Below are 24702 nucleotides of genomic sequence, written 5' to 3'. Positions count from 1 at the left end.
TCCGGCGATATTCGGGGTCGCCGTGTCCGCCCAGGCATCCCGGGCATTCGTTGGGGATCTCCTCGGCACGCTGGAAACGTCCTATACGCATACGGACTGGATCGTTGTCGTCGCAAACGGCGCGGACCACGTGCAAGTCCTGGCCCGCAACGCCGAAGGCAAGTTGATCGAGCGCGAACGAATCGATCCGCGCGCCAGCCTCGCGCACGACGACGTCATCACGCTCGAGGACGCCAGCGCCACTTATTTGTTGCGCAGTTGTGCGCTGGTATTCGTGGCGACCGGCGACGCGGCGCCCGCCGAAACGCTGCGCACTGCGCTTGCGGACCACGCGAAAACGCTGCCGCTCAATACGCCGAACGCCGGCAACCAGGTCTCCGTGTTCAGCTTGCCCGAACCGGCGCCGATCGTGCGCGTGCCCGACGACCTGCCGTTGCCGCGTCTCGCCGCCGACGCGTCCCGCGCGATCGACGGGTTGCGCGCCCGTCCCGCGCGCGTCGCGGCGAGCCTGCTGTCCGGCGAGCGCGAGGTCGAGATGCCCGATGAGGAACCCGCGCGCGCCCTGTTTCGCGCGCGGGAAGTGCTGCGCCAATGGGCGAGCATCGAAGAGTTCAATCGCGACGCGCGCGCGTGGGAGGCGGCGCACGGCACTGGCGGCGCGGCGCCGGGCGATACGCCGCTGGCGCTGCGCGCCGGGGCGCTGGACGCGCTCGGCGTCGCGGCCGAGCCGCGCGCTGACCTCGCGATGATGAACCGCGTTTTCGTGGTGGCCGACCGGCTATCGGGCCAGTGGCAGCGCGAATGGAGCCGGTTGCGCCTCACGGAAGTGAAGGCGCTGGCAAGCGGAAGCCTGTCCGGATGGCCCCGGCCGTTGTCGCTGTTCGTACTCGCGATTCTGGCCGCGGGCTCCCTCGCGCTCGCCTCCGAGTTCGCCGAGGCGTCGCCGTTTCCGCGCGGCCTGCTGCCTGAGGGGCTCGAGCGGCTGCCGGGCTCGCTGTTCTTCATTGCGTACGCATCGATCCTGGTGTTCGGGCTGTGGCGCCTGATCGTCCATCGTGCGCGGCGCATCGAGGGCCGGCACCAGGATTACCGGCTGCTGGCCGAGGGCCTGCGGATCCAGTTTTTCTGGTCCGCCACCGCGCCCTATGGTTCGGACCCGGATGGCGCGATGCGTTCCTATGTGGCCGACCACATTCCGCTCGCCCGGCGCAGCGCGATGTTCTGGGTGCGCGCCGCCCTGCATGCGATCCGCTTCTCCGCCGCGCCGGCGCGCAGCGTCGCGGCCGACGCGCCGCTGCGCGCGAAAGCCGAGTGGGATGCCATTGGGCAGGCGCTGATCGAGGATCAGCTCAAGTATGGAGAGGACACCTTACTATCTCGCCGCCGGCATGCGCTGCGCAAGCTGCATGGGTGGTCGCGTCTTTGCCTTTCCACCTTCTTGCTGTGCCTTGGCGTGCTGTTCGCGCGCGCGGTCGTGCAAGTGCTGGATTCGCTGCACGGGGACCTCGTGCCCGAGGCGGTCGTGCGGTTTTTCGATCAGCCCATGCTGGGGCACTGGCTCGTGATCGGCATGGTGGTGTCGCTCGTGATCAGCCTTTCGTCGAGCGAAGCCGCGGAGGGTTTCGGGCTCGAAGCGGAGATTCGTCGCGGCGAGGCGACCAATGCCATGCTGGCCTCGGCCATGCACCATTGGGAAGCGACGCATCATGACGCGTCCACTGGGGACGCACAGGGCCTCGCGCGCGCTGTCAAACAGCGCGAAAAGCTGCTGTTCGACCTCGGCCGGCTGATGATCGACGACTACACCGAGTGGTTCCATATCCATCGCGAACGCCCGGCGCAGGCGGTTCACGGCTGACGAACGCGGCCACGCGGCAGCCGGTTCTCCCTCGTTCGCCGCTGGCCTTGTCTGCCGATCGATGCAATGCGCATCGTTTCCGGATTTTCCCGGTGCGAACTGTCGTTGCAGATTCTTATGGCGACGCTAGAATCGGACAAGCGTTTCGACGGGTTGCGGTTTCACGGCCGCGCGGGGCCGTCGAAGAAAAACGAACAACACTAACGAACCATTGCAGACCATGAGCGCGACACTTGAATCCAACGGGGAACCGCAGCAGCATGGCAGGTCGGTATTCATCAGCCACGCCAGCAAGAACTTCAACATCGCCGACCAGCTCCGCTCGCTGCTCGAAGCGCAGCGTGTGAGTTGCTGGATCGCGCCGCGCGACATCCCGGCCGGTGGCCAGTACGGCACGGAAATCGTCAAGGCCATCCACGATTGCAGCATCGTGGTCCTCGTCCTGACCGAAGAGGCGAACCGCTCGAAAGCCGTTGCGAACGAGATCGAGCGCGCCTTCGGCAACGAAAAGGTGATCGTGCCGGTGCGGCTGCGCGACATCAAGCCCTCCGCGGAGCTCGAATTTTTCGTGTCGAACGCGCAGTGGGTCGACGCAATGGACTCGCCGCTCAAGTCGCGCGTGAACGAGATCATTGCCATCGTGCAGGCCGTGGAAATGCGCAAGCCGGTCGCGCCGCCCGCACCCGAGCGCAAGACCTTCGCCGGCACGCTGGAGCGCGCTCTGGAGCGCGCGCTGCGCCACAAGATGCTCAGTGCGGTGACGGGCTTCGCTGTGCTGGCGGGCCTGGGACTCGCGACGCTCGGCCTGCAGGCGAGCATGCACGCCGATCTTGGCAACGCCACGCATGCCATTTCGAATTCGGCCGAGCGCATCGACAGCGCCGCGTCCTCCATTGCGGGCACGGGGCACGCCGTGGCCGAAATGGACCAGAAGCTCGACAAGGTCAAGCTCGAAACGAGCAGCGACCCGCGCAAGGAACTGGCCAACCGCGGCATTCTCTGGACCTGGGGCAGCTTCAACACGGCGGTCACCGACGGCGATACGCCTACCGTCGCGCTGTTCTTGCAGGGCGGCATGGGGCTCAACGAGGGCACGCTGCGCAACGCCTATGAGCGCAGCAACGACGCCACGCGGGAGCTGCTGCTGGAGAAGGTCGCGTCATGGCCCGAGCGGGGCTGCTTCGCCGTCTATCTCGCCCACGTGGACCCGCAGGCCGCCACGCCTTCGCAGAAAGCCATTTTCCAGCGCTCCTGCGGCAATCCCGATGGACGCAAGATGGTTGGCGAGATGCTGGCCACGCTCGAAAGCTCGCACCAGAATGCGGTGCAGGCATACGAGCAAGAACTGAAGGCGCGTCCGACCTTCGATCAGTGCGTGAAAGAAAACATGTCGCCGGCGGGCTTGCAGAAGCTCGTGCAGCTGGCGCCCGTGGGCGCGATGAGCGGCGATCCCGGTTGGGGCGGCAACGGTCCCGACCCGCAGCGGGACATGTACCGCGCGGTGCTCGACGCACAGCAGGACACCAACCACGCGCACGCGCTCGAGACCGTCAGGACGGGCGTGCAGAAGTACTGCACGTTCGAGGCCAACGCGAAGCCCAACATCGACACCAGCGACAAGAGCGTGCAGCAGTACCGCACGCTCATGCAGTGGATCAGTTGAACGCCCGCGCGTGAGTTTTGCGTCCATGCCGGCGTCGAGCGACAGTGCCTGGCCGGTCAGTACCAGAGGCCCACGTAGTTGCCGTCCGCCGTGCCGCGCTCGACGATGACGAGCCTCGTCTGACCGGATGCCGATACGTACTTGTACGCACTCCAGACGATCTGGCCTTGCTGCGAATCCCCGTAGGGCGTGCCGTTCAGCGCCGCCTGAAAGGCCGCCGCGGGCACGGGCACGGCCGAGGTCGAGCCCGCGTTGGACGATCCCGTGTAGACGTTGAATGTCGCGTTGCCCTGTGCGTCGAACAAAAGCGTCTCGTTGCCCGACGCGGTGGCCGAAGAGCAGTACTGGTTGAACTTGAAGGTCTCGTTGGCGAGCTCGCTCACCTGCGTGACGGGCGTTGCATCGGCGGTGATCAGCACGTCGGTGCTCACGTAGCCGGTCGTGCTCTGGCTGCCGTTTGGCGCGGCCGCGCACAGTTCATAGGCGCCGTCCAGATTCGCATCCTTCTGCGTACCTTGGGGGGCGCCGCCCACGGCCCACGCGGGATCGAAATTCTGCTTGACCGGTGCGCCGAACGCGATGCCGCTCACACCGGCCAGCGCCGTGTTGCTTGCTGTCACGGTATTGGCGCTGCTCGCCGTGCCGTAGTGGAGTTGACCGCTCCAGCCGCTTTGCGCGAGCGTCGGCGTGCCGGTGGCAGGATCGTTGTCGACGAAGGTCGCGCTCCATGGCGACGCCGCAAGTCCGGCGGCGGCGTTGTAGTCGAGATACGTGAAGCTGGCGGCTTTCGTCGCCGCGTTCGACGGCGCGCTGCTGCCGTTGCTGCTCGGAGTGTTGCCGTCGCCGCCCCCTCCGCCGCAAGCGGCAAGCAGGGCGAGGGTGGAGATGGCGATACTCAGTTTTGATGCTTGCATGAATGCTCCCCGGAGTCGGTTTGAATGAATCACATATCAGGGCGGGTGGCACGGCACGCGTGCGTGGCGCCTGTGCTCCTCTATTCGATTCGATCCGGCGATTTGTTCGGTTTTTTTGAAGGGCGTGCGGATGCATGCCGGTTATTCGCCACGCATCAGGAAGCCCGCGATCGGGTTGCGGATGAAACGAGCGTTGCCATGAGCAAAAAAAAGCGAACAAATCGAGCGCGCCAGGCGAATAGGACAACAGGGCGCTTCCTCGGGAGCGCAGCACTCCGTCCACGCCTTTTGGAAGCCATTTGCAGATGATTTACCTCCGCTTCGGCGATGAAGCCATAAAAGCGCTGACGTATAGTCCGCCGGGGTCCGAGGCTGGCTGGCATACGGCCTGGCGTTGGAAGAACGGCCGCCATGCCATGGGGCCATGCCGCCGGTATGTCTCGTTGCTGCTTGCGCTTCTGGCGCTGTGGCTGCCCTTGGAGGCCAGGGCGGTGCAGACGCCGCAGGGCCAGCAAGGGCACGCCGCCTCCGCGCCTCGTGTCGCGCTCGTCATTGGCAATGCGGTTTATCACGCGCCCGACCGGCTCGGTTCGCCTTCGTCCGATGCGAGTCTCATTGCGGGCACGCTGCGCTCGATCGGCTTCGTGGTCGATCTCGAGGAAAACCAGACGCGCGCGCAGATGCTCGACGCGCTGGACCGCTTCGGTGCGGCGGCCTCAAAAGCCTCCATCGCCGTGATCTACTACGCTGGCCACGGCTTCGAAAGCGGTGGCGAGAACTATCTGATTCCCGTCGATCTGCCCATGCCCGTCGGCAAGGTTTCGCTAAGCGACCTGCAACGCTACGCGGTGCCGCTGCGCTATGTGCGCAGTATTGCGAGCCGCGGCGAGCCGCGCGCGCTTGTGGTGCTGCTCGATGCTTGCCGCAGCGCGGCGTTGCGCGGTTCCGTAAATCAATCGATGGCATCCGTGGACGCGGGGCACGGCGAACTCATCGCGTTCGCCACGCAGCCCGGCGGCGCGGCGCTGGATGCATTCTGGCTTGGCGGCACGCGCTACGAGCACAGCCCGTTCGCGTGGTATCTGAACCAGCAGATGCAAAGCGGCGACGACGTGCTGACCATGCTGCGCCATACACAAGTAATGGTTGCGGCCGCAACGGCGGATACGCAGCGTCCGTGGTTCAACGACGGCCTCGTTGGCGACCTGAAGCTGTCCGACACCGTGGCGCCTGGCCCGCGCGCCAACGTGCGCCAGCCGATGACGATGGCGGCCGGCACGCGCGGCGGCGCGCAGCCGCCGCCCGACGCCGGCGACATGACGTGGAGTGTCAGCGCGCGGCCGCCGATCCATGACCCCGTGAAGGAGGCGGCGCACTGGGACGCCGAGCTGGACCGGATGCTCGAGCTGCTCCCGCGGATCTGGAGCGATAGCGGCGTGGCGAACGAAGTGCACGAGCGCGCCGAGCGCGGCGATTTGTTCGCGCAAACCGCACTGGCGATGGCGCTCCAGGTGCGCGCGCCGAACGAGACCGACGAAGCGTGGTACATGACGAACGCGCTCGTCAACGAGTATGCGGTCTACGCGACGGGACGCCATTACCCGCTCGCCGAGGCGTTCTACGGCAACTACCTCCTGCGAACGGGCAGCTCCCCGCAGAACCTCTATACCGCGTCGCTGTTTCTGCGGCGCGCGGTGGACGACGGTTTCGCCAAGGCGCTCGACAAGCTGATTCCGTTGCTGGTGCAGATCCATTACGCGGACGTTGCGAAGTACGAGGCGCGCTATCGGGCGATCTACGGCCACGATTTCGTATTCGCGGCCTCACGCCAGGCGATACCGGCCATGCCGTCCTCCCCATCGAACCGCGTCCAGTAGCAGGGGAATCATCCGTTTCGTTATGCAAAATAAATCCGTTTGCCTATGACGGCCAAAGATCCGCTCCCATCGCACGAAACCGCCGGTAATGTTTCGTTGCGCGATTTTGCCGACGGTGCCCGCTTCGAGCCCTTCCTTCACAAGGCATGTGCCGTCTTCTACAAGTACGCCCGCTCGGAATACCGCTGGTCGTTGCGCGAGGATATGGAAGACGCGTGGCAAGCGGCCGTGACCGACGTTTTCGTCGAGAAGCCGCACAACTTCCGGCTCAGCGAGGAGGGCGCCGCGTCGCCCGGCGAGTTCGAAGGCGCGCTGGGGCGCTATCTCGGCAAGGTGGCGGCCAACAAGCTGGCCACGCGTCTGCGCTCGGTCGGCAAGGGGATGCAGCGCGTGCAGTCGTTCGAGGAGATGCTCGCGCGGTGTCCCGATCTCGACCGCTTCATGCACGAGACGGGCCACACGGCGCCCGCCGCCGACGAGGAGGCCGAGCGGCTGGCCATGCGGCGCGTGCTCGACACGTGCCTCGCGAAGCTCTCGGCCCGCGTTCGGGAAACGTTCAAGCTCGCGTTGCTCGGCTATTCCGATGTGGAGATTCAGGCGATGACGAGCTCCGGTTCGGCAAGCGCGATTCGACGACGTGTTTCCGAGGCCAAAATGCTGGTGGTCGCGTGTGTGAGGAACAAATGGGGAGGCGGACATGACCGAGGTACGTGAACCGTTCGATGACAAGGCGGACGACCTCCTGATCGCCTGGCTGCGGCGCGAGCTTTCCGATGAGGCGCGCCAGCAAGTCGAAATGCGCATCGCACGCGAGAGCGGATTGCGCGAAGAACTGCGCGTTCTGGAAGCGGCAGCGGATTTGTTCTGGGACGAGGCCGCTGCCGCCACGGCGCAGGCGTCGTGTGCGGACATCCGCGCGAAACTTGGCGTCGCGCGCGACGGCGAAGCGCACGCCGTGGCGGCGGCGCGAGCGCAACCGGAGCGCGCGAGCGCGCCGTGGTTCGCGCGGTTCCGGCAATGGCTCGCTGCGCATGCCTCGATCGTGCAACCGGCACTCATTGCACTCGTACTGGCGCAGTCCGGCGTGATCGCGCATTACCTGAGCGGCGCGCAGGACGGCGCGGCGCCGATGCTCGCCGTGCGCGGCGCCGCCGGCTCATGTAACGACGCCTGGGTGACGTTCAAGGACGGCGTGACGGAGCAGCAGATGCGCCATCTGCTCACGCTTTACGGCGCGAGCATCGTTGCCGGTCCCGACGATTCGGGGCGCTACCGTCTGGGTTTTGCCGACGTTACCGCGCGTGAGGCGCTGCAACAGAGTGTCGAGGCCGCGCAAACCGTGGCGCGCTTCGAAGCACCGGCAGGGTGCGATGCAGGCGCAGGCGGCCAGCCGTCATCGATCACGCAGGGGCGCTGAGCGTATGGCGCCTCTGCCAACAAAACAGATCATGCAAACAAAGGGGAAGATTCAGATGCGATTCAAGTTGACGACCAGTTGCCTGATTGCTGCGGCGTTGCTTGCCGGTTGCGGCAAGGACGTCGATCCGCAGGCGCAAGCGTACGCGGCCATCAAGGCGCAGAGTCCGCGGGCGATTCAGATCAACGACAAATTCTATGGGCCCGCCGATGCGCCATACGAGCAGTTTCCCACTGTGGTCATGCAACGTCGTGACCAGCTTGGCCACATCTGGACGGCGACCCTCATCAATTTCAGCCCGTTGATCGTGCGCTCCAATCGGCTGATCATCTACGTGGGTACGCACGCCGCCACCGGCGTGCAGCGGCACGAAGACAACCACGTGCTGGTACGGTGGGGACCGGACGAACTGGGGCTCAACCCCGACACCTGGGTCGACGAATGGCGGATTAAGGTGGTCGATGTGGACGAGGCGCATCACACGCTGGTGATGGAGCAGTTCTATGAACTAAGTCCGAAGAAGTATCTCGAGCATGCTTCCGCCGGCTAGCCGAATCAGCCGGCCGCCCTCTATAGATCGAGATGCATTCGCAATCCTTCACGATTTCAATGCCGGAAGCGAAGCATGGATATCGGGTCTCGATCTTGAGGGCGGCGCGCCTTTGCAGGCTGATAAACGCTGGCGATTACTCACCAAAGAAGATCGGCTTCATGCCGTCGTTGGCGTCGGGGCGAATCGACGAGCGGATCGCATGTCCCAGCGAGTGAGCCGAGCGATCGAGTGCCTGCAACGGATGATGTGAACCCGACGCCGACGTGCCATCGGCCGCGCCGCCGTAGCTCGACACAGCAGCGTTGTTCGCGGTGGTGTTGGCGTTCGACTGAGCGAACGAAACGGCCGGGATGCTGAGCACAGCGGCAATGGCAACGGCTTGAATGAGCGATTTCATGATGAACCTCCAGTCTTGGTTTTGCTGCGGACGGTTGTCTGTAGCAGGTGATACCAAGTCTAGGGAAGCGATCGCTCTTGATTAAGTATCTCGCGAACAAAGCTGACTTCTCGATTTATTGAAAAATCGTGATTTGATCTGGTCCTAATATGAGGTGGCCGATCCGCCATGGATGCGCGCACGCGCCCGGCTGGTTGGGCGCCACGGGACGACCGAACCCGGTTCGACGGCCATTCGAGACTGCTCATGCGCAACACATTGTTGCAGCCCTGACACGCAGATTGGCCGGTGCTAGACCGAACTACGCGATCCCCATGCCGACAACAATTTCTGCCCCACCTCGGCAAATATGTCGATCGCAGGAAGCAACTCACGCCCCAGTTCCGTCAGTTCATATTCGGCTGAAGGCGGCGAGCTATTGAGCGCGCGTTTTGCTACCAGTCCGCGGGATTCGAGTTCATGAAGACGCGCGCTGAGTACGCGCGCGGAGATACGTGGAATGTCATGACGAAGTTCGCCAAAACGCCTCGCCTGGCCACGCAGTTGCCAAATGACGTTCAGCGCCCATGCACCCCGTAGAAACCCAAGGGCATCGGTAACCTGGCATGCAGGCGGCGATGAGGCTGTGCTTTTGCGGACAGGCAAACCCATGATTTCCGATTTCCTTCGATTCAGTAACCTTCGAGTTACCGCATTATATCGGCCAGGGCCTCCGAAACGACCTTCGGTTCGTTACTATCTGCTGCGCGTAACGTCTTCGCCATATGTCATGGCACACCGAAATATTGAATCTCCTAAGGACACGCGATGAAGCTTTACTACTCACCCGGAGCCTGCTCACTCGCACCACATATCGTCGCGCGCGAGGCTGAGATTGCACTGGTCCTCGAAAAAGTGGACATCGCAACGAAGCGTACTGAATGTGGTGCCAATTTTCTCGAGATCAATCCGAAAGGCAGCGTACCGGTCCTCGAGTTGAGAGATGGGGAACGGCTAACGGAAGGACCTGCAATCGTGCAGTATCTCGCCGACCAGAAGCCGGAGCGCGGACTTGCCCCGCTAAGTGGCACGATGGCGCGGTATCGTCTCCAGGAGTGGCTGGGCTTCATCAATTCCGATCTGCACAAGACATACTCGCCACTCTTTAATCCAGTCACGCCTGAACCGGTACGGTCAGAGAGAAAGGCCGCATTGCTCAAGTACTACGCGTTTCTGGAGCGTCATCTAGGCGCGCAACCATGGTTGCTCGGGGATCGCTTCTCGGCTGCCGACGCTTATCTTTTTGCCGTGACCAACTGGGCTCCGCACGTCGGATTGGACATCTCCGGACTGGTTGCCATCGCATCGTTTCAGCAGCGAGTTGCGGGAAGGCCCGCGGTACAAGAGGCACTCCTGGCCGAAGGGTTGCTGAGCATGTCAAATGATGCAATCCATAAATGATCCTGCCAGATAAACATATATAAATAGAATAATTCTCAGGGCCCGGGTTCGCCGTTACGCTTGCATGGACATTGCAAGCGAGGACCTATGCCGAACTCTGTTTCACCGTCGTTTTATCTGCGCCGGCGGCTGCTCGGTGCCTTCGTCGCGGCATCGGGCAGCGCGGTCGCGGGGCTGGGGGCGGCAAGCGGCGCGAAGGCGGCTGATCTCAGCGCAGTCACGCTCGTGCTCGGCGATCAGGCGGGCGGCACGCGCGCGCTCGCCGAGGCGTCGCGCGTGCTCGACGGAGCGCCTTACGCGTTCAGGTGGGCGAACTTCCAGGGCGCCGCGCCGCTTTTCGAGGCGCAGCGCGCCGGTGCCGTGGACACGGCGCCAGCCGGCGATTTGCCCGTGCTCGCCGCGGCGATCGGCGATCCCTCCCTGCGCATCGTGGCCACGCGTGTGGGTGCGCCCACGCAGCTAGGCATCCTCGTGCCGCAGGATTCGGCGCTTCGCAGCGTCGCTCAGCTCCGGGGGCGGACCGTGTTCGTCTCTTCGGCGCGCGGCAGTATTGCCGAATACCAGCTCGATGGCGCGCTCGCCGAAGCCGGCGTTTCACGCGCCGACGTGCAGGTGCGCTACATCCTGCCCGTCGATGCGTTCGCCGCGTTCATGTCCGGATCGATCGAGGCGTGGGCCACGTTCGATCCGTACTACGGCATCGCCGTCTCGCGCGGCGCGCGCGTGCTGCGCGACGGCACCGGCATCAACAGCGGGCTCGGCTTCATCACCGCATCGGGCGCGGCCCACGCGAACCCGCTCAAGCGCGCGGCCATCGCCGATGTGCTGCTGCGCCTGCAACGTGCGGGCGAGTGGGCGCTTCAGCATCCCCAGGCCTATGCCGAGGTCTACGCCAGGCTCACGCGCACGCAGCCCGACACCGCGCTCACGATCACGCGGCGCTCAGCGCTGAAACTGCGCTTCGTGACGGACGCCGACATTGGCGTGCTGCAAAAGGTGGCTGACGTCGCCGCGCGCGACGGCATCCTGCCGCGCCGCCTTGACGTGCGCGCGTTGACCGATACGCGCATCGGCGTTGCAGGCTGATTTCGAAAGGATAACGAACTGATGTCTACTCAAACGCAAACGCTCGATCTCACGGCGCAAGAGGCGGCGCCCGCGCAAAAGATCGCCAGCACAAGAGGCCTGGCGGGCGTGCTCGCCGCGCTGGCATGGCTTGGCGCGGGGGCAGTGACGCGGCTTTGGCCGAGCCTCGACGACTGGCCGCATACGGACGCGCTGCTCGCCCTCGAACTGTTCATCGCCGCAGCCGCGTTGCTTATTGCCTGGCGCACGCGTCGCACCGCTGGAGCAGCGGATGCCGGCGCGGCGCAGGGCGGCTGGCTCGCGGCGGGGCCATGGCTGCTCGCGCTGGCCCTCGGCGTGAGCGCCTGGGAGATCGTGACGGCCAAGCTCGAATGGCTGCCGCGTCCGTTCTTTGCGCCACCCGAGGCGCTGATCGCGGTGTTCTTCGACGACTACCCGCGTCTCGCATCGAGCGTGGCACATTCGTTCGGATTGCTGGCTTTTGGCTATGCGATCGGTGCGGCGACCGGCTTCGTCGTGGGCGTGAGCATCGGCTGGTCACGCACGGTGGGATACTGGCTGCATCCCGTGCTGCGGCTCATCGGGCCGCTGCCTGCCACCGCCTGGCTGCCGCTTGCATTCTTCTTCTTTCCCTCGAGCTTCAGTGCGAGTGTCTTTCTCATCGCGCTCGCTTCGGCGTTCCCGGTGGCCGTGCTCACGTGGTCGGGCGTGGCGGCCGTGAGCCCGGCGTTCTATGACGTCGCGCGCACGCTCGGTGCGCGTGCGGGCTTCCTGATCCTGCGTGTCGCAATTCCCGCTGCGCTGCCTTCCGTGTTCGTGGGGCTCTTCATGGGGCTCGGCGCGTCGTTCTCGGTGCTCATCGTCGCCGAGATGATGGGCGTGAAGGCGGGCCTTGGCTGGTATCTGCAATGGGCGCAGGGATGGGCTGCGTACTCCAACATGTACGCGGGACTGCTCGTGATGGCGCTGATGTGCTCGGGGCTCATCACCTTGCTGTTTCGCGTGCGCGACCGCCTGCTCGGCTGGCAAAAGGGTTTGCTCAAATGGTAGCCACGATAGAAGCGGCCGCGAACGCGCCGCAAGCCAGTACGCCGCGCCCGGGCGCGCGTATCGACATTCGCCATGTGAGCCACGGCTTTGCGCTGCGTGGCGACCTGCTGCCCGTCCTCGAAGACGTGAGCCTCACCGTGGCGCCTGGCGAGTTCGTCGCGCTGCTCGGCCCGAGCGGCTGCGGCAAGTCTACGCTGCTGAGGCTCGTCGCGGGACTCGACAAGCCTCGCGCGGGTGCCGTCGACGCGGACGGCGCGCCGGTCGCCGGACCGGATCCCTCGCGTGTGCTCGTGTTCCAGGATCCGACGCTGTTCCCCTGGCGCACCGTGCGCGAGAACGTCGCCATCGGCCCACAGGCGCAGGGCGCGCTGCGCGAGCGCACGGCTGCGGACGCGCAGCGGCGCATCGACGCCGCGCTCGAACTTGTTGGCCTGACGAAGTTCGCCCACGCGTGGCCACATCAGCTTTCCGGCGGCATGGCGCAGCGCGCCGCGCTCGCGCGCGGCCTCGTCAACGATCCTGCTCTGCTCGCACTCGACGAGCCGTTCGGCAAGCTCGATTCGCTCACCAGGATCCGCATGCAGGCGGAGCTCGTGACGCTCTGGCAGCGCGCGCGCTTTTCCGTGCTGTTCGTCACGCACGATGTGGAGGAGGCGCTCGTCATGGCCAACCGCGTGATCGTGTTCAGCGATCGGCCGGCGCGCATCGTCGCCGAAGTTCGCAACGATGCGCCGTATCCGCGCCATCGCGACGATCCCGCACTCGTCGAGCTGCGCCGTGGCGTGCTCGCGCAACTCGGGCTCGAAGCGTGAAGCCTCAGCCCAAAAAGCCCGCCAGTCTTCTCCAACTCATTCCAACGGAACTGATACGACAATGAATCCGATCGACGAACGCGCGCCGTTCAGACCCGCGCGCCGCGAGTGGCTGCGCAAGAGCGCGCTGGCGGCAGGGGCCGCCGCAATGGGAGGCCTTTCTTTTGGCTTGCCGGCGACGCGCGCGCTCGCAGACGAAAACGCGAAGTCGCTCAAGCTCTCGTGGAACGCGGGTGCGATCTGCACCGCGCCGGTGCCGGTCGCGCTCACGCAGGGCTTTTTCCGCAAGCGCGGGCTTGACGTCGAGCTCGTGAACTTCGCAGGCTCGACCGACCAGCTGCTCGAGGCGATCGCCACGGGCAAGTCGGATGCGGGCGTGGGCATGGCGCTACGCTGGATCAAGCCGCTCGAGCAGGGCTTCGACGTCAAGCTCACCGCGGGCATTCACGGCGGCTGCATGCGCCTGCTCGCGACGAAAAGCTCGGGCATCGTCGACCTCGCGGGGCTCAAGGGTCGCACGGTCGGCGTAAGCGACATGGCGAGCCCGGCGAAGAACTTCTTCGCGATCACGCTCAAGAAGATCGGCGTTGATCCGGACAACGATGTGCGCTGGCGCCAGTACCCGGCCAACCTCCTTGGCGAGGCGCTGAAAAAGGGCGAGGTGCAGGCGATCGCCGATGGGGATCCGACCATCTGGACGCTGCGCGAGTCGGATCACCTCTATGAGGTCTCGGATAACCTCTGCGGCGAATACGCGAACCGTGTGTGCTGCGTGCTGGGCGTGCGCGGCTCGCTGATCCGCAAGGATCGTGCGACGGCGCAGGCGCTGACCCAGGCGCTCATCGAGGCAACCGAGTGGACGGCCAACCACCCCGACGACGCGGCCAAGATCTTCTCGGCCTACGCGCCCAAGGCGGACGTGGGGCAGCTCGCCGCCATGCTCAGGAGCCACACGGACCGTCATCATCCGGTAGGCGACGCGTTTCGCAAGGAGATTGCGCTCTATTCCGACGATCTGAAGACGGTGGGCGTGGTGAACGCGGGCACCGATTCGAGCCGTTTCGCGTCGCGCGTTTTCGCGGACGTGCTGGCCTGAGGAGAGCCCATGCGGCAAGCCCCATTCGAAGCGCGGGGTGCCGTCGTGCCGTGCGCGTGACGCGCTGGGAAGGTGCCGCGCCCGAAGCGTTCGCGCCGCCGCGCTTCGTCGAGCGCGGCGGCCAGGGCGCCACAGAACCGGCTTCAAGCCGCCTGACGCGCGGCCGCTTCCTGCGCGACGGCTGCGCGCACGAGCGGCAGCAGGTCACGGCCATAGGCGAGCGCGTCTTCGAGCGGATCGAAGCCGCGGATCAGGAACGTCGAGACGCCGAGCTTGTGATATTCGAGTAGCGCGTCCGTGACTTGCTTCGGCGTACCGACGAGTGCCGTAGAGTTGCCGGCCGCCCGGGTGAGGGAGGCGATCCCGGTCCACAGCCGCGTATCGACGACATGGCCTTTCGCCGCCTCGGCAAGCAGGCGCTTCGAGCCGATGTTCTGCGGATCCTTCGGACGGCGCGTGAAGTTGGGCGAGCGCGCGACCACATCTTCTGCGCGCGCGAGAATCGATTCGGCGCGCTCCCACGCGGCGTCTTCCGTCTCAGCGAGAATCGGGCGCAGCGAAAGGCTGAAGCGGATCTGCCCGGCGCGGCCATGCACGGCGGCTGCCGCGCGCACGCGCGCGATGGTTTCGCGCACGGCATCGAGCGACTCGCCCCACAGCGCGAACACGTCCGCATGCTTGCCGGCGACGGCAATGGCCGCATCGGACGAGCCGCCGAAATAGATCGGCAGATGCGGCTGCTGTAGGGGCCGCACCTGCGAGCGGTGCCCCGCGATGCGGTAGTGCGTGCCTTCGTGATCGAATGGCGCGTCGCTGGTCCACGCACGCTTGACGACGTCGAGATATTCGTCCGTGCGTTGATAACGTTCGTCGTGCGTGAGCCAGTCGCCGTCGCGCTGCTGCTCGGTGTCGTCGCCGCCGGAGATGATGTGCACCGCGGTGCGGCCCGCGCTGAAGTGATCGAGGGTGGCGAGCTGGCGCGCGGCGAGCGTCGGCGCGACAAAGCCGGGGCGGTGGGCGAGCAGGATGCCGAGGCGGCGCGTCTGCTGCGCGACGAACGAGGCGATCTGGAAGCCGTCGGGCGAGGCGCTCGAATGCGCAATGAGCACGCGGTCGAAGCCGCCGTACTCGTGCGCCTGCGCGACCGCCGCGATCCACGACGGATTGACGGCCGGCCCCTCGGGCAAATGAATCTCGCTTGACTCCTGATGACTGACGTAGCCGATAAATTCGATGCTCATGATGGATTTCCTTGTCGATCGCGGGACGGGGCGGCCACGTGCGCCGCAAACGCGGCGCGGCCGAGATTGCCGAGCACGGTGTCGTTCTGCGGCGTGTGGATGCGCGCGCAGAGGACGTCGCGATAGTGCCGCTCGAGCGGATTGTCGCGGGAGAGGCCCGGGTTGCTGCTCGCCTCCAGCGCGATCTCGACGGCATCGATCGCGTTGCGGCTCACGAGGTACTTGATCGCTTGCGCTTCGGCCACGGGCACCGCGCCCGCGGCGCCGGCATCGAGCAGCACGCGGTTGCTGAGCAGCAGCGCGTCGATGCGGCCCACGTTCTGCTGGTAGCTGTCGAGGCTTGCAAGCGGCGCGTTGAGCCCGGAAGGCACGCGGTGCGCGGCCCACTGAACGAACCAGTCGCGTGCGGCGCGCGCCACACCGTCGTAGATCGCGGGCAAGAGCACGTTCATCCACAGGGCGGTGACGGGGTCCATGCCGTTCGCGGGGCCAGGCGTTTGCAGATCGACGGCGTATTCGAGCGGCACCTCGACGTTTTCGAAGAGCACCTCGTGGCTGCCCGTCGCGCGCATCCCCAGGTGATTCCACGGCGCACCGATGCGCACGCCCGGCGAGTCGCGGTGCACGAGCCAGGTGCCGACGCGCGGCGAGGCCTCGTCGGTGCGGGCCCAGACGGCGAGCCACGTCAGGCCGGGGCTGCCGGTGGAGTAGAGCTTGCGTCCGTTGAGGATCCAGCGCTCGCCGTCACGGTGGCCGACCGTTGCGGGCAGTCCGCCGCGCGAAGGCGAGCCCAGCTCGGGCTCGACGCGCAGCGAGTTGATGAGCGCGCCGCGTTCGACGGCGTCGCGCGCCAGCCGTTCCTTCAGTGCCGCGGGCCAGTTCAGATTGGCCTGGAGCCGCAGATGGTAGAGGCACTGCATCACGAAGATGAGCGCCGTGGACGGCTCGCCGCGCGCAATCGCGCGCACCACGCGCAACGCCTGCGCGAGCGTTGCCTCGCGCCCGCCCAGCGCGCGCGGCACGGTGAGCGAGAGGAGGCCCGCGCGGCGCAGGCGCGCAAGATTGTCGTGCGGAAAGTGCGGGCCGGCGTCGAGTGTGGCGGCGCCACGCGCGAATTCCGCGCTGAGGTCGGCGAGCCAGGACGCGGCGGCGTCCGAGTCGAGATCGGCCAGCGCGGCGAGGGCGCCCGGGTCGCGCTCGACGTCGGCGAGGACAGTCTCGGGAGGTCGGTGTGTCATCAGGAGTCCGGATTGGGTCATCGGGTCATGGCGCGTTGGGCGAGAACTGCCTGTCGAAGCTCGGCGCGACGTTCAGGCGTGCCTTGATCACGTTCGCGCGCAGGTAGAGGTCGGCGGTGCGCTGCTGCTCGGCGATCAGGCTGTCGTCGATCGACACCGGATGCAGTTGCGCGCGTTGATAGACGGTCTTCAGCACGTCGGCGGGCAGGCCGGTCACGCGAGACTGGATCGCCGCGACTTCGTCGGGATGCGAGAGTGCCCAGCGCTGGCCCGCCGCGACGCGGCGCAGAAAATCGGCGAGTTCGGCGTGCTTTTCGCGGATCGCCGTGTCGGTCGCTGCCTCGAAGCTCAGGCCCGAGGAGAGGCCCACGCCGTTCGCAATGCTGCGCGCGTGGTCGCGCGCCTCGGTCAGCGCCACGTAAGGGTCCCATGTGGACCACGCATCCACGGTGCCGGAGGCAAGCGCGGCGCGTGCGTCGGCGGGTTGCATGTAGGACCAGCTCACGTCGGTGAGCTTGAGGTTCGCGCGCTCGAGCGTCGCCACGGCAAGATAGTGTCCGATCGAGCCGCGCGTTGTGGCGATGCGCTTGCCCTTCAGGTCGGCGGCGTTGCGGATGGGCGAGCCGGCGGGCACGACGATCGCGAGATCGACCGGTGTCGAGCGCGTGGCCGAGACCGCACGAATCTTTGCGCCGGCTGAATACGCGAAGATGAGCGGCGCGTCGCCCAGCCCGCCCACGTCGATGGCGCCCGCGTTGAGCGCCTCGCCAAGCGGCTGCGCGGCGGGGAAGTTGAACCATTCGATCTGGTAAGGCACGTCCTTCAACTGGCCCGAGGCTTCGAGAATGCCGCGCGTCTGAAGCTGCTGGTCGCCCACCTTGAGCGTGGCGGCCGATGCGCCGTACGGCAGTGTGACGGTGAGCGCAAAGAGCAGGCTGGCATAAATACGGCGCATGAAAATATCCTCGAATGATGCGTGGGGCAAAGAGAATGCTGAAATGATGACGATAAGGAGCGCGTCTCCATAAGGCAAACGCATTTTTCTTCTATCGAAATATGCATGAGGCAAATGGAGAAAAATGGCATGCAATGGGCTCGATGCTTGAGCGCATGCCGGTAAGACGCTAAGCTACGCAATCACCACAACGGGCAAATACGCATCCGCAGCCGCAGAAAATCATCATGAAACTCGACGAGATCGAAGCCTTCGTCGCCGTCGTGCGCAGCGAGTCGCTGAGCCAGGCGGCCGAGCGGCTCGAGCTGACCCAGCCGGCCGTCACGCGGCGCATCCAGAACTTCGAGGAGGCGCTGGGCGTGGAGCTGCTCGACCGCAACACCAAGCCCATGCGCACGACGCCGATGGGCCGCGCCGTCTATGACCAGTGCCGCGCTATCGTGCGTGAGATCGATGCGCTGCGGCAACTCGTGAACGACGGGGCGCCGCTCGCGGGCGTGCTGCGTCTCGGCGTCGCCCAGACCGTCGCCGACATTGCGATGCTCGAAGCGCTACAGGCGCTGCGTCACGCGCATCCGGAATTGCAGGCGCGTGTCACGACGGGATGGGGGGCGCCGCTCCTGCAAAAGGTGGAGGACGGCGAGCTCGATGCGGCCGTCGTGCTGCTGCCCGTGAACCGCGCGTTGCCGGAATCGCTTGCGGGCGAATCGCTCGGCTCGCTCAAGCTGGCCGTGGTCGCGCAAAAAGGCTTGCTCAAGCGCCGCGCGCATACGCTCGCCGAATGCCAGTCGCTCGGCTGGGTGCTCAATCCGGACGGCTGCGGTTTTCGGGCGGGCCTGCAACATGCGCTTGCGGCGCAGGGGCACGTGCTCAAGCTGAATCTGGAAACGCTCGGCACCGGGTTGCAGCTCGGCCTCGTTGCGGATGGCGTTGGACTCGGGCTCGTGCCGCAGCCGCTCGTGGCGGCGAGCGCGCACGCCGCAGCGCTGGATATCGTGCAGGTGAGCGACTTCAAGCCCGAGATCGCCGTATGGATCGTGCGCTCGCGGGCCATCGGCAAGATGGAATCTGCGCTCGCGGTGCTCGCGCAGAGCATCGCGCGCAGCTTCAAGGCCGCGCGGCTCGCGCGCGCGGCCTGAAACGCGCGTCTTGCTCAGATCACGAAGAAGCCGTGGGTGCCGTCGCGCCCGAGTTGCGCGACGAGACCATATTCCCATTCGAGGTACGCGTTCATCGCCTCGCGCGCGTTGTCGGTGCCCTCGTAAGGGCGTCGATAGCGGTCGATGCGCGGCGAGGCCAGATGCGTTTCGCCGCTCTCCACGGGCAGGCCCGCGCGTATCCACGCGGCCGTGCCGCCCTCCAGAACCTCGACCGGCTTGCCGGTGAGTGCCGCAATCTCGGACGCGGCATACGGTGCGAGCACATTCGTCATGCAGACGGCGACGTAGCGCTTCGCGTCGGGCAGTGCGCGCACGTCGTCGAAGCCCGGCGTGAGGTGCGAGCGCAGCGCCCACCATGCGCCGGGAATGTGCGACTTCACGTGATTCGCGCTCGACGTGAAATCGAGCACGACGGTACCGTGCCCGGCCTCGGCCAGACGCGCCGCGAGCGCTGCCGGCGTGATCGCCGCGACGCTCGCGGCGGCGGGCCTCGGTGCGCGCCATGCGCCTGCTTCGGCAAGATCGGCGGCGCGCGCTTCGTCAACGACATGCACGTCGACATTCATCTGCGCGAGCCATGATGCGGTCATGTTTGCGCGCACGCCGTCGTCGTCGAAGAGCACCACGCGTGCGCCGCGCACGGGCGCGAACATGTCGGTCTCCTGAACGAGCTGGCCGCCGGGCGCCCCCTGGAAGCCCGGCGCGTGCGCGTGCTCGTATTCGCGAGGCGTGCGCACGTCGAAGCGATACGTCGTGCGCGACGTATCGTCGGCCCAGCGCGCGGCTTCCTCGAGCGTCGTGCGTCCCACTCCGGCGCGCCCGGCGAGCGCTCGCGCGGCGTCTCGAGACTGCGCGAGCGTGGCCTCGTCGCGTCCCGCCTGCGGATCGAACTGGCGGGCGCTGCCATGCTCGAGCGCCAGGCCGGCGAGCGTCCAGCCGATCGTGCCGTTGCGCAGCGCCGCCACGGGATTCGGCAGCCCCGCATTGACGAGCGACTGCGCGCCGATGATGCTGCGCGTGCGTCCCGCGCAGTTCACGATGACACGCGTGGCTGGATCGGCAGCGAGCGCGCGGGCGCGCAGCACGAGCTCCGCGCCCGGCACGCTGATGCTGCCGGGAATGTTCATGGTCTGGTATTCGTCGAAGCGGCGCGCATCGAGCACGGCGATGCGCTCGCCGCTAGCGAGCAATGCCTCGACCGCCTCGGCGGAAAGCGAAGGCGTGTGGCGCTCCGACTCGACGAATTCGCCGAACGCCTTGCTCGGCACGTTCACGTCGCGAAACAGCTCGCCGCCCGCGCGGATCCAGCCCGCGACGCCGCCATCGAAGAGGGCGATATCGGTGTAGCCAAGCGCGTCTAGCTTGTCCGCCGCGCGCTGCGCGAAACCTTCGCCGTCATCGAGCAGCACGATCGGCACACTGCGTCGCGGCAGCTTCGTCCAAGCGTCGAGCTCGAGCTTCGAGAGCGGCAGGTTCGCCGCGAAAAGCGGATGGCCCTGCGCATGCGGATCTTCTTCGCGCACATCGAGCAGCGCGATTTCGCGCCGGGCGAGCAGAGCGTCGCGCACGTCCTGGTATGAGCGCGTCGGGAATGATTTCATGAGGCAGCGGGTTCCTTGCTGAGATCCCAGAGATTCGGGAGAACGTCGTTCGAGTAGCCGGAGATGAAGGGCCTCGGAGGCCCATCGAGCGGGTAGGTGGAGCGCTGCACCGCGCCGATGTTCGCGCCGTACACGTGGATACTGACCGAGACGCGATCATGGTGCGCGTTGCGCACGCGGTGGACGTCGCCGATCGCCGGCGAGACGGCTTCCACCTCGCCGCGTTCGAGCCGGACCTCGGCTCCGTGCGCGTGGAGTGCGCCTGCGGCGTCGCACGCATAGGGCTGCGCATACTCCGCGCCGCGCAGTACGCCGATCAAGCCCCATACGGTGTGGTCGTGGACGGGCGTCTGCTGGCCCGGTCCCCAGACGAAGCTGACCACCGAGAAGCGCTGGCGTGCATCCGCATGCAGCAGATATTGCTGATAACGTTCGGGAGAGGGCATGGCATAGGCGTTGGGCAACCAGTCATCGACACGCACGAGTTCGCGCAGCGCGTCGAGCCCATGCTCGATGAGTCTGGATTCGTGCGGCGCCTCTTCGACGAGCTGCGCAATCGTGCCGACGAAGCGTCGTAGCTTGTGAAGGGACATCAGTCGAGCAGCTCCGGTTCGCGCACGACGAGGTCTGCGTACAGGCTCTCGAACGCGTGCCGCGCGCCAGCCGGGCGTCCCACCTGCGTGTGAGTGAGTGCGGCAATATCGTGGGGAATGCGCTGCGGCTCGCCCGCGGCTTCGGCCAGCAGTTGCGCATGGCACGCGTTGTCCAGCGCGATGTACCACCGTGCGGCCGCTTCGACGCTCGGGCCGGCTGTGAGGATGCCGTGGTTCTTGAGGATCACCGCCTTGTGGTTGCCGAGCGCATCGGCAATGCGCGCGCCTTCGCTGGTGTCGAGCACAACGCCGCGGAAGTCGTCGAAGAGCGTGTGATCCTCGTAGAAAGAGCAGGAGTCCTGTGTGAGCGGATCGAGCGTGCGGCCGAGCGTCGACCAGGCCTTGCCGTAAAGCGAATGCGTGTGGGCGGCCGCGACGACGTCGGGGCGTGCTTCATGAATCGCCGCATGGATCGCGAAAGCAGCCTGATTCACGGGGCCGGCGCCTACGACGATCTCGCCATGCCGGTTCACGAGCAGCAGGTCGGAGACGCGCACGCGTCCGAAATGCAGCCCGAGCGGATTGACCCAGAAGTGATCGGCCCATTCGGGGTCGCGCGCGGTGATGTGCCCCGCGAGCCCCTGGTCGAAGCCGTAGCGCGCGAAGAGCCGGAACGCGCCGGCGAGCCGTTCCTGGCGATGGCGGCGTTCTTCGGCGAGCGTGCGAACGGGGGCGTTCTCGTCGTCGTCGAACCAGAACTTGCGGATGGGCGCGTGCCGCGGGTCTGCGGACGGCGCGCCGGTGGTGATGGCTGCGATGGCGGTGTCGCTCATGGTGTTCCTTGCAATCGGGCTAGCGGACGTTCAAGCGGCGGCGCGCACACGCGCGGTCAGTTCGCGCGTGGCGGGAATCAGCACGCGGCCGTAGTCGGCGGCATCTTCGAGCGGATCGAAGCCACGAATCAGGAACGTGGTCACGCCCAGTGCGTGATACTCGGCGAGCGTCTGCGCGACCTGTTCGGGCGTGCCCACGAGTGCCGTGGAGTTCGAGCGTCCACCGATCTCCTTCGCGACCGCTGTCCACAGGCGCTCATCGGCGCGCACGCCGTCGCCGCCAGCGGCGAGCAGGCGTCGTGCGCCTTCGCTCTGGAGCGGAGCGCCCTGGTCGAGACCTTGCTCGGTGCGCAGGCGCCGCGTTTCGGACAGGATGTGCTCGGCGCGCTCCCAGGCGGCCCGCTCCGTGTCGGCGAGGATCGGCCGGAACGACACGGAAAAGCGCACATTGCGGCCATGTTTCGCGGCCTCGGCGCGCACACGGCCAATCAGGTCGGCGACGCCTTGCTTCGATTCACCCCAGAGCGCGTAGACATCGGCGTGCTTGCCCGCGACCGCGAGTGCGGCCTCGGACGCGCCGCCAAAATAGATCGGCACATGCGGCTGCTGCCGTGGCTTGACCTCCGACCACGCCTGTTCGAAGCGATAGAAGCGGCCTGCGTGGTCGAACGGCTTTTCTTCGGTCCAGACGCGCTTGAGGATCTGCAGATACTCGTCGGTGCGCGCGTAGCGCTCGTCGTGGCCCAGAAAGTCGCCGTCGCGGCGCTGGTCGGCGTCGCTGCCGCCCGAGATGAAGTGCACGGCGAGACGGCCGCCCGAGAAGTGATCGAGCGTGGCGATCTGGCGCGCGGCGAGCGTGGGCGCCACGAAGCCGGGGCGGTGCGCCAGCATGAAATGCACGCGCGAGGTCACGCTCGCCGCATAGGCGATGGTGAGCGTCGCGTCGGGGCTGACGGCACTGTGCGGCACCAGAATGCGATCGAAACCCGCGCGCTCGTGCGCCTGGGCGAAGTCGCGGACGTAATCGACGTCGATCGCCGGGCCGGTGGCGAGGTGCGTCTCCGACACCTTGCGCTGCTGGATCATCCCGATGAATTCGATGCTCATGCTGTCTCCCTCGTGAACAGTGGTCCGCGCCATGCGAAGCGAACGGATCTCCGGGCGAGTGCCCGACTTGGGAAGACTAGCAGCAGGTCATGCGAATCTTAAATATTGAATGCAGATAAACATTCTACTTTCGCATGGGGGATGGCGCCGATGTGCTTACGCCTTTGCGCCGGTAGTCCACGTGGACGATGTTATCCGTCCGTCGTGCGTACACCATCACGAGATTCGACGGGGCGGAGGAGAGCAGCGGTTCACCGCGCTTGCCGCCTCGGAGGACGCACGTTTCATCACCGACGCGCAAGTCCGCACCGGCAATGGACCGTTGCTCGTCCAGCGAGCGCCGCAACGAAGGAATGCAGACGATGGAAAACACAGAATGGCAACGACGTTGGGATGCGCTCGAAGGAACGGTGAAAGCGCTGTCCGACGAACTGGCGATCCACCGTCTGATTGCCTCATATGGGCCTCTGGTCGATAGCGCGACCGATCCCGCCCGGTGCAGGGAGGCTGCCAGCTTGTGGACGGTGGACGGCATCTACGATCTCGGGCCCGGCGCCGTCGCCAGGGGGCATACCGAGATCGCAGCGCTCTTCGAGCACCCGATCCATCAGACGTTGATCCGTGGCGGTGGGGCGCATGTGATGGGACTACCGCAGATCACGCTCGACGGGGACCGCGCGACCGTGATTTCCTGTTCGCGAGTCTATCGGGCGCATGCGGGCGGCTTTGAAGTCTGGCGGGTGGCCGCCAATCGCTGGGAACTGGTGCGAGTGCAAGCATCAGGCCGTGCCATGCCGCAATGGCGCATCGCGTGCCGTGTCAACCGTCTGTTGCAGGACAGCGCCGAGGCGCGTGAATTGATGCGGCTCTGACGCGGCCACACCACCGGCCACCGGCAAGTATTTTCGGCAATACGGTCTTGCCGGGATGGCACGTTCCAGGGCACGCGGGCGGCGTGCCCTGAGAAGGAACCCAATCAGCGCTGGGAGGGAATGTTGCCCCCGTCGACGACGATCTCCGCCCCCGTGATGTAGCTGGCCTCGTTGGAGAGCAGGAAGCGGACCACGCGGCCGACTTCGGCGGGTTCCCCGAGACGGCCCAGCATGATGCGGCGCTCGAACGCGCCCGCGGGCAGGGTGTCGACAACCGGTTGAATCATCGGCGTGAGGATCTGGCCCGGCGAGACCGAGTTGACCCGGATTCCATCGTTGCCGAGGCTGTCCGCGAGCGAGCGCACGAGTGACAGGACGCCGCCTTTCGAGGCGGAATACGAGGGGATGAGCCCGTTGCCAAGCGTCGCGTTGATCGAAGCGATGGCCACGACGGCCGAACCCGGGTTGGCGCGGAAATCGGGGAGCATCGCCTGGACGAGTAGGGCCAGCGCGCGCAGATTGATGTTGAGCACGGCGTCCCAGCGTTCGACGCTGAGTCCGTCGATCCCGCTCTGGTCGACTACGCCCGCCGCGTGAACCAGGCCGCCGAGCGCGGGCAGCGCCGCGCGTGTTTGCGCGAGCGCCGGCTCCAGTGCGCTCGCGTCGCGCAGGTCGACGCCGTGCCCGTATGTGGCGATGCCGTAGCGTTCAGCGAGCTGGGCCGCGACGGCTTGCGCCTTGTCGCGTTGAATATCCCAGATGGCGACCGGGCGGCCGACGGCGGCAAGCGCCGCCGCTGACGCCTCCCCGATACCGGAGGCGCCGCCCGTGACCACGACGGCTGTGGCAGGCAGGTTGAACGATACGTCGGCGGAGTCTGACTGCGATGAGGAAGGATGAGTGGTCATGGAGGATCTCGATGGGTTGTCGAACCGCCTC

24 protein-coding genes are annotated in these 24702 nt (G+C 66.3%); 13 read left to right on the top strand and 11 right to left on the bottom strand.

What is annotated here, in order from left to right; genetic code table 11:
* Positions 1 to 22 precede the first annotated feature (22 nt).
* Together E1956_RS20280 and E1956_RS20275 are read left to right on the top strand one after the other, a co-directional pair.
* The gene (locus tag E1956_RS20280; protein ID WP_134752329.1) at positions 23 to 1858 is read left to right on the top strand and encodes a hypothetical protein; all 1836 of its coding nucleotides are present in this window, start codon (positions 23 to 25) and stop codon (positions 1856 to 1858) included.
* 220 nt (positions 1859 to 2078) lie between these two features.
* Complete coding sequence (locus E1956_RS20275) at positions 2079 to 3521, top strand: toll/interleukin-1 receptor domain-containing protein (protein ID WP_134752327.1); 1443 nt, start codon at positions 2079 to 2081, stop codon at positions 3519 to 3521.
* Between the two features lie 56 nt (positions 3522 to 3577).
* On the opposite strand, the gene E1956_RS20270 is transcribed toward E1956_RS20275, so the two are convergent.
* Positions 3578 to 4435 carry a hypothetical protein gene (locus E1956_RS20270; RefSeq protein WP_134752325.1) on the bottom strand — a complete coding sequence of 286 codons (858 nt, stop codon included), beginning with the start codon at positions 4433 to 4435 and terminating at the stop codon, positions 3578 to 3580.
* 491 nt (positions 4436 to 4926) lie between these two features.
* Here E1956_RS20270 and E1956_RS20265 point away from each other — a divergent pair, with 491 nt between their 5' ends.
* From E1956_RS20265 to E1956_RS20250, 4 genes are all read left to right on the top strand, one after another.
* A complete protein-coding gene (locus E1956_RS20265; RefSeq protein ID WP_167760080.1) occupies positions 4927 to 6312 on the top strand; it encodes a caspase family protein in 1386 nt (461 codons plus the stop codon).
* Between the two features lie 96 nt (positions 6313 to 6408).
* Positions 6409 to 7026 (top strand): sigma-70 family RNA polymerase sigma factor, encoded by a 618-nt coding sequence (locus tag E1956_RS20260; protein WP_134752321.1) that lies wholly within the window; start codon positions 6409 to 6411, stop codon positions 7024 to 7026.
* Complete coding sequence (locus tag E1956_RS20255) at positions 7010 to 7729, top strand: hypothetical protein (RefSeq protein ID WP_134752319.1); 720 nt, start codon at positions 7010 to 7012, stop codon at positions 7727 to 7729. Before E1956_RS20260 ends, E1956_RS20255 begins: the two co-directional genes overlap by 17 nt.
* A 4-nt stretch (positions 7730 to 7733) precedes the next feature.
* Entirely contained in the window at positions 7734 to 8279 is a 546-nt protein-coding gene (locus E1956_RS20250; RefSeq protein WP_134752317.1) for a hypothetical protein, read from the top strand.
* Positions 8280 to 8415: 136 nt separating this feature from the next.
* Here the strand turns inward: E1956_RS20250 and E1956_RS20245 are convergent, their stop codons facing one another.
* Positions 8416 to 8679, bottom strand: coding sequence for a hypothetical protein (locus E1956_RS20245; RefSeq protein WP_134752315.1), 264 nt, complete (start codon positions 8677 to 8679; stop codon positions 8416 to 8418).
* A gap of 291 nt (positions 8680 to 8970) precedes the next feature.
* The gene (locus tag E1956_RS20240; RefSeq protein WP_134752313.1) at positions 8971 to 9330 is read right to left on the bottom strand and encodes a winged helix-turn-helix transcriptional regulator; all 360 of its coding nucleotides are present in this window, start codon (positions 9328 to 9330) and stop codon (positions 8971 to 8973) included.
* A gap of 156 nt (positions 9331 to 9486) precedes the next feature.
* Between E1956_RS20240 and gstA the strand changes: the two genes are divergently transcribed.
* The 5 genes from gstA (at position 9487) to E1956_RS20215 (ending at position 14163) form a co-directional block, all read left to right on the top strand.
* The gene (gene gstA, locus E1956_RS20235) at positions 9487 to 10119 is read left to right on the top strand and encodes a glutathione transferase GstA (protein ID WP_134752311.1); all 633 of its coding nucleotides are present in this window, start codon (positions 9487 to 9489) and stop codon (positions 10117 to 10119) included.
* An 87-nt stretch (positions 10120 to 10206) separates the two neighbouring features.
* On the top strand, positions 10207 to 11205 hold the full coding sequence (locus E1956_RS20230) for an ABC transporter substrate-binding protein (RefSeq protein WP_134752309.1): 999 nt from the start codon (positions 10207 to 10209) through the stop codon (positions 11203 to 11205).
* Between the two features lie 21 nt (positions 11206 to 11226).
* Complete coding sequence (locus E1956_RS20225; RefSeq protein ID WP_134752307.1) at positions 11227 to 12255, top strand: ABC transporter permease; 1029 nt, start codon at positions 11227 to 11229, stop codon at positions 12253 to 12255.
* Positions 12249 to 13067, top strand: coding sequence for an ABC transporter ATP-binding protein (locus E1956_RS20220; protein WP_134752305.1), 819 nt, complete (start codon positions 12249 to 12251; stop codon positions 13065 to 13067). The genes E1956_RS20225 and E1956_RS20220 overlap by 7 nt, the downstream gene beginning before the upstream one ends.
* 61 nt (positions 13068 to 13128) lie before the next feature.
* Positions 13129 to 14163, top strand: coding sequence for an ABC transporter substrate-binding protein (locus E1956_RS20215; protein ID WP_134752303.1), 1035 nt, complete (start codon positions 13129 to 13131; stop codon positions 14161 to 14163).
* 143 nt (positions 14164 to 14306) lie between these two features.
* Here E1956_RS20215 and E1956_RS20210 read toward each other — a convergent pair whose 3' ends face one another.
* Genes E1956_RS20210 through E1956_RS20200 form a run of 3 tightly spaced genes read right to left on the bottom strand, consistent with a single transcriptional unit; the run spans position 14307 to position 17597 of the window.
* Positions 14307 to 15404, bottom strand: coding sequence for an LLM class flavin-dependent oxidoreductase (locus tag E1956_RS20210; protein WP_134752301.1), 1098 nt, complete (start codon positions 15402 to 15404; stop codon positions 14307 to 14309).
* Complete coding sequence (locus E1956_RS20205) at positions 15401 to 16642, bottom strand: acyl-CoA dehydrogenase family protein (protein WP_134752299.1); 1242 nt, start codon at positions 16640 to 16642, stop codon at positions 15401 to 15403. The genes E1956_RS20210 and E1956_RS20205 overlap by 4 nt, the downstream gene beginning before the upstream one ends.
* A 25-nt stretch (positions 16643 to 16667) precedes the next feature.
* Positions 16668 to 17597: an ABC transporter substrate-binding protein gene (locus E1956_RS20200; protein ID WP_134752297.1), complete on the bottom strand. Its 930-nt coding sequence runs from the start codon at positions 17595 to 17597 to the stop codon at positions 16668 to 16670.
* A gap of 227 nt (positions 17598 to 17824) precedes the next feature.
* Between E1956_RS20200 and E1956_RS20195 the strand changes: the two genes are divergently transcribed.
* Positions 17825 to 18736, top strand: a complete 912-nt coding sequence (locus E1956_RS20195; protein WP_134752295.1) for a LysR family transcriptional regulator — start codon at positions 17825 to 17827, stop codon at positions 18734 to 18736.
* Positions 18737 to 18750: 14 nt separating this feature from the next.
* Here the strand turns inward: E1956_RS20195 and E1956_RS20190 are convergent, their stop codons facing one another.
* The 4 genes from E1956_RS20190 to E1956_RS20175 are packed head-to-tail and all read right to left on the bottom strand — an operon-like array spanning position 18751 to position 22891.
* Positions 18751 to 20358 (bottom strand): rhodanese-related sulfurtransferase, encoded by a 1608-nt coding sequence (locus E1956_RS20190; protein WP_134752293.1) that lies wholly within the window; start codon positions 20356 to 20358, stop codon positions 18751 to 18753.
* A complete protein-coding gene (locus E1956_RS20185) occupies positions 20355 to 20951 on the bottom strand; it encodes a cysteine dioxygenase family protein (protein ID WP_134752291.1) in 597 nt (198 codons plus the stop codon). Before E1956_RS20185 ends, E1956_RS20190 begins: the two co-directional genes overlap by 4 nt.
* On the bottom strand, positions 20951 to 21784 hold the full coding sequence (locus tag E1956_RS20180) for a class II aldolase/adducin family protein (RefSeq protein ID WP_134752289.1): 834 nt from the start codon (positions 21782 to 21784) through the stop codon (positions 20951 to 20953). Before E1956_RS20180 ends, E1956_RS20185 begins: the two co-directional genes overlap by 1 nt.
* A gap of 30 nt (positions 21785 to 21814) precedes the next feature.
* Positions 21815 to 22891 (bottom strand): LLM class flavin-dependent oxidoreductase, encoded by a 1077-nt coding sequence (locus E1956_RS20175; RefSeq protein ID WP_134752287.1) that lies wholly within the window; start codon positions 22889 to 22891, stop codon positions 21815 to 21817.
* 362 nt (positions 22892 to 23253) lie between these two features.
* Between E1956_RS20175 and E1956_RS20170 the strand changes: the two genes are divergently transcribed.
* On the top strand, positions 23254 to 23763 hold the full coding sequence (locus E1956_RS20170; protein ID WP_167760079.1) for a nuclear transport factor 2 family protein: 510 nt from the start codon (positions 23254 to 23256) through the stop codon (positions 23761 to 23763).
* Positions 23764 to 23867: 104 nt separating this feature from the next.
* Here E1956_RS20170 and E1956_RS20165 read toward each other — a convergent pair whose 3' ends face one another.
* A complete protein-coding gene (locus E1956_RS20165) occupies positions 23868 to 24671 on the bottom strand; it encodes an SDR family NAD(P)-dependent oxidoreductase (protein WP_134752283.1) in 804 nt (267 codons plus the stop codon).
* Between the last annotated feature and the right edge of the window lie 31 nt (positions 24672 to 24702).

The sequence above is a fragment of the Paraburkholderia pallida genome, from assembly GCF_004524855.1.
GTDB lineage: Bacteria > Pseudomonadota > Gammaproteobacteria > Burkholderiales > Burkholderiaceae > Paraburkholderia > Paraburkholderia oxyphila.
The sequence above is the reverse complement of the archived record's forward strand: the minus strand, read 5'-3'. Positions and strand labels throughout refer to the sequence as shown.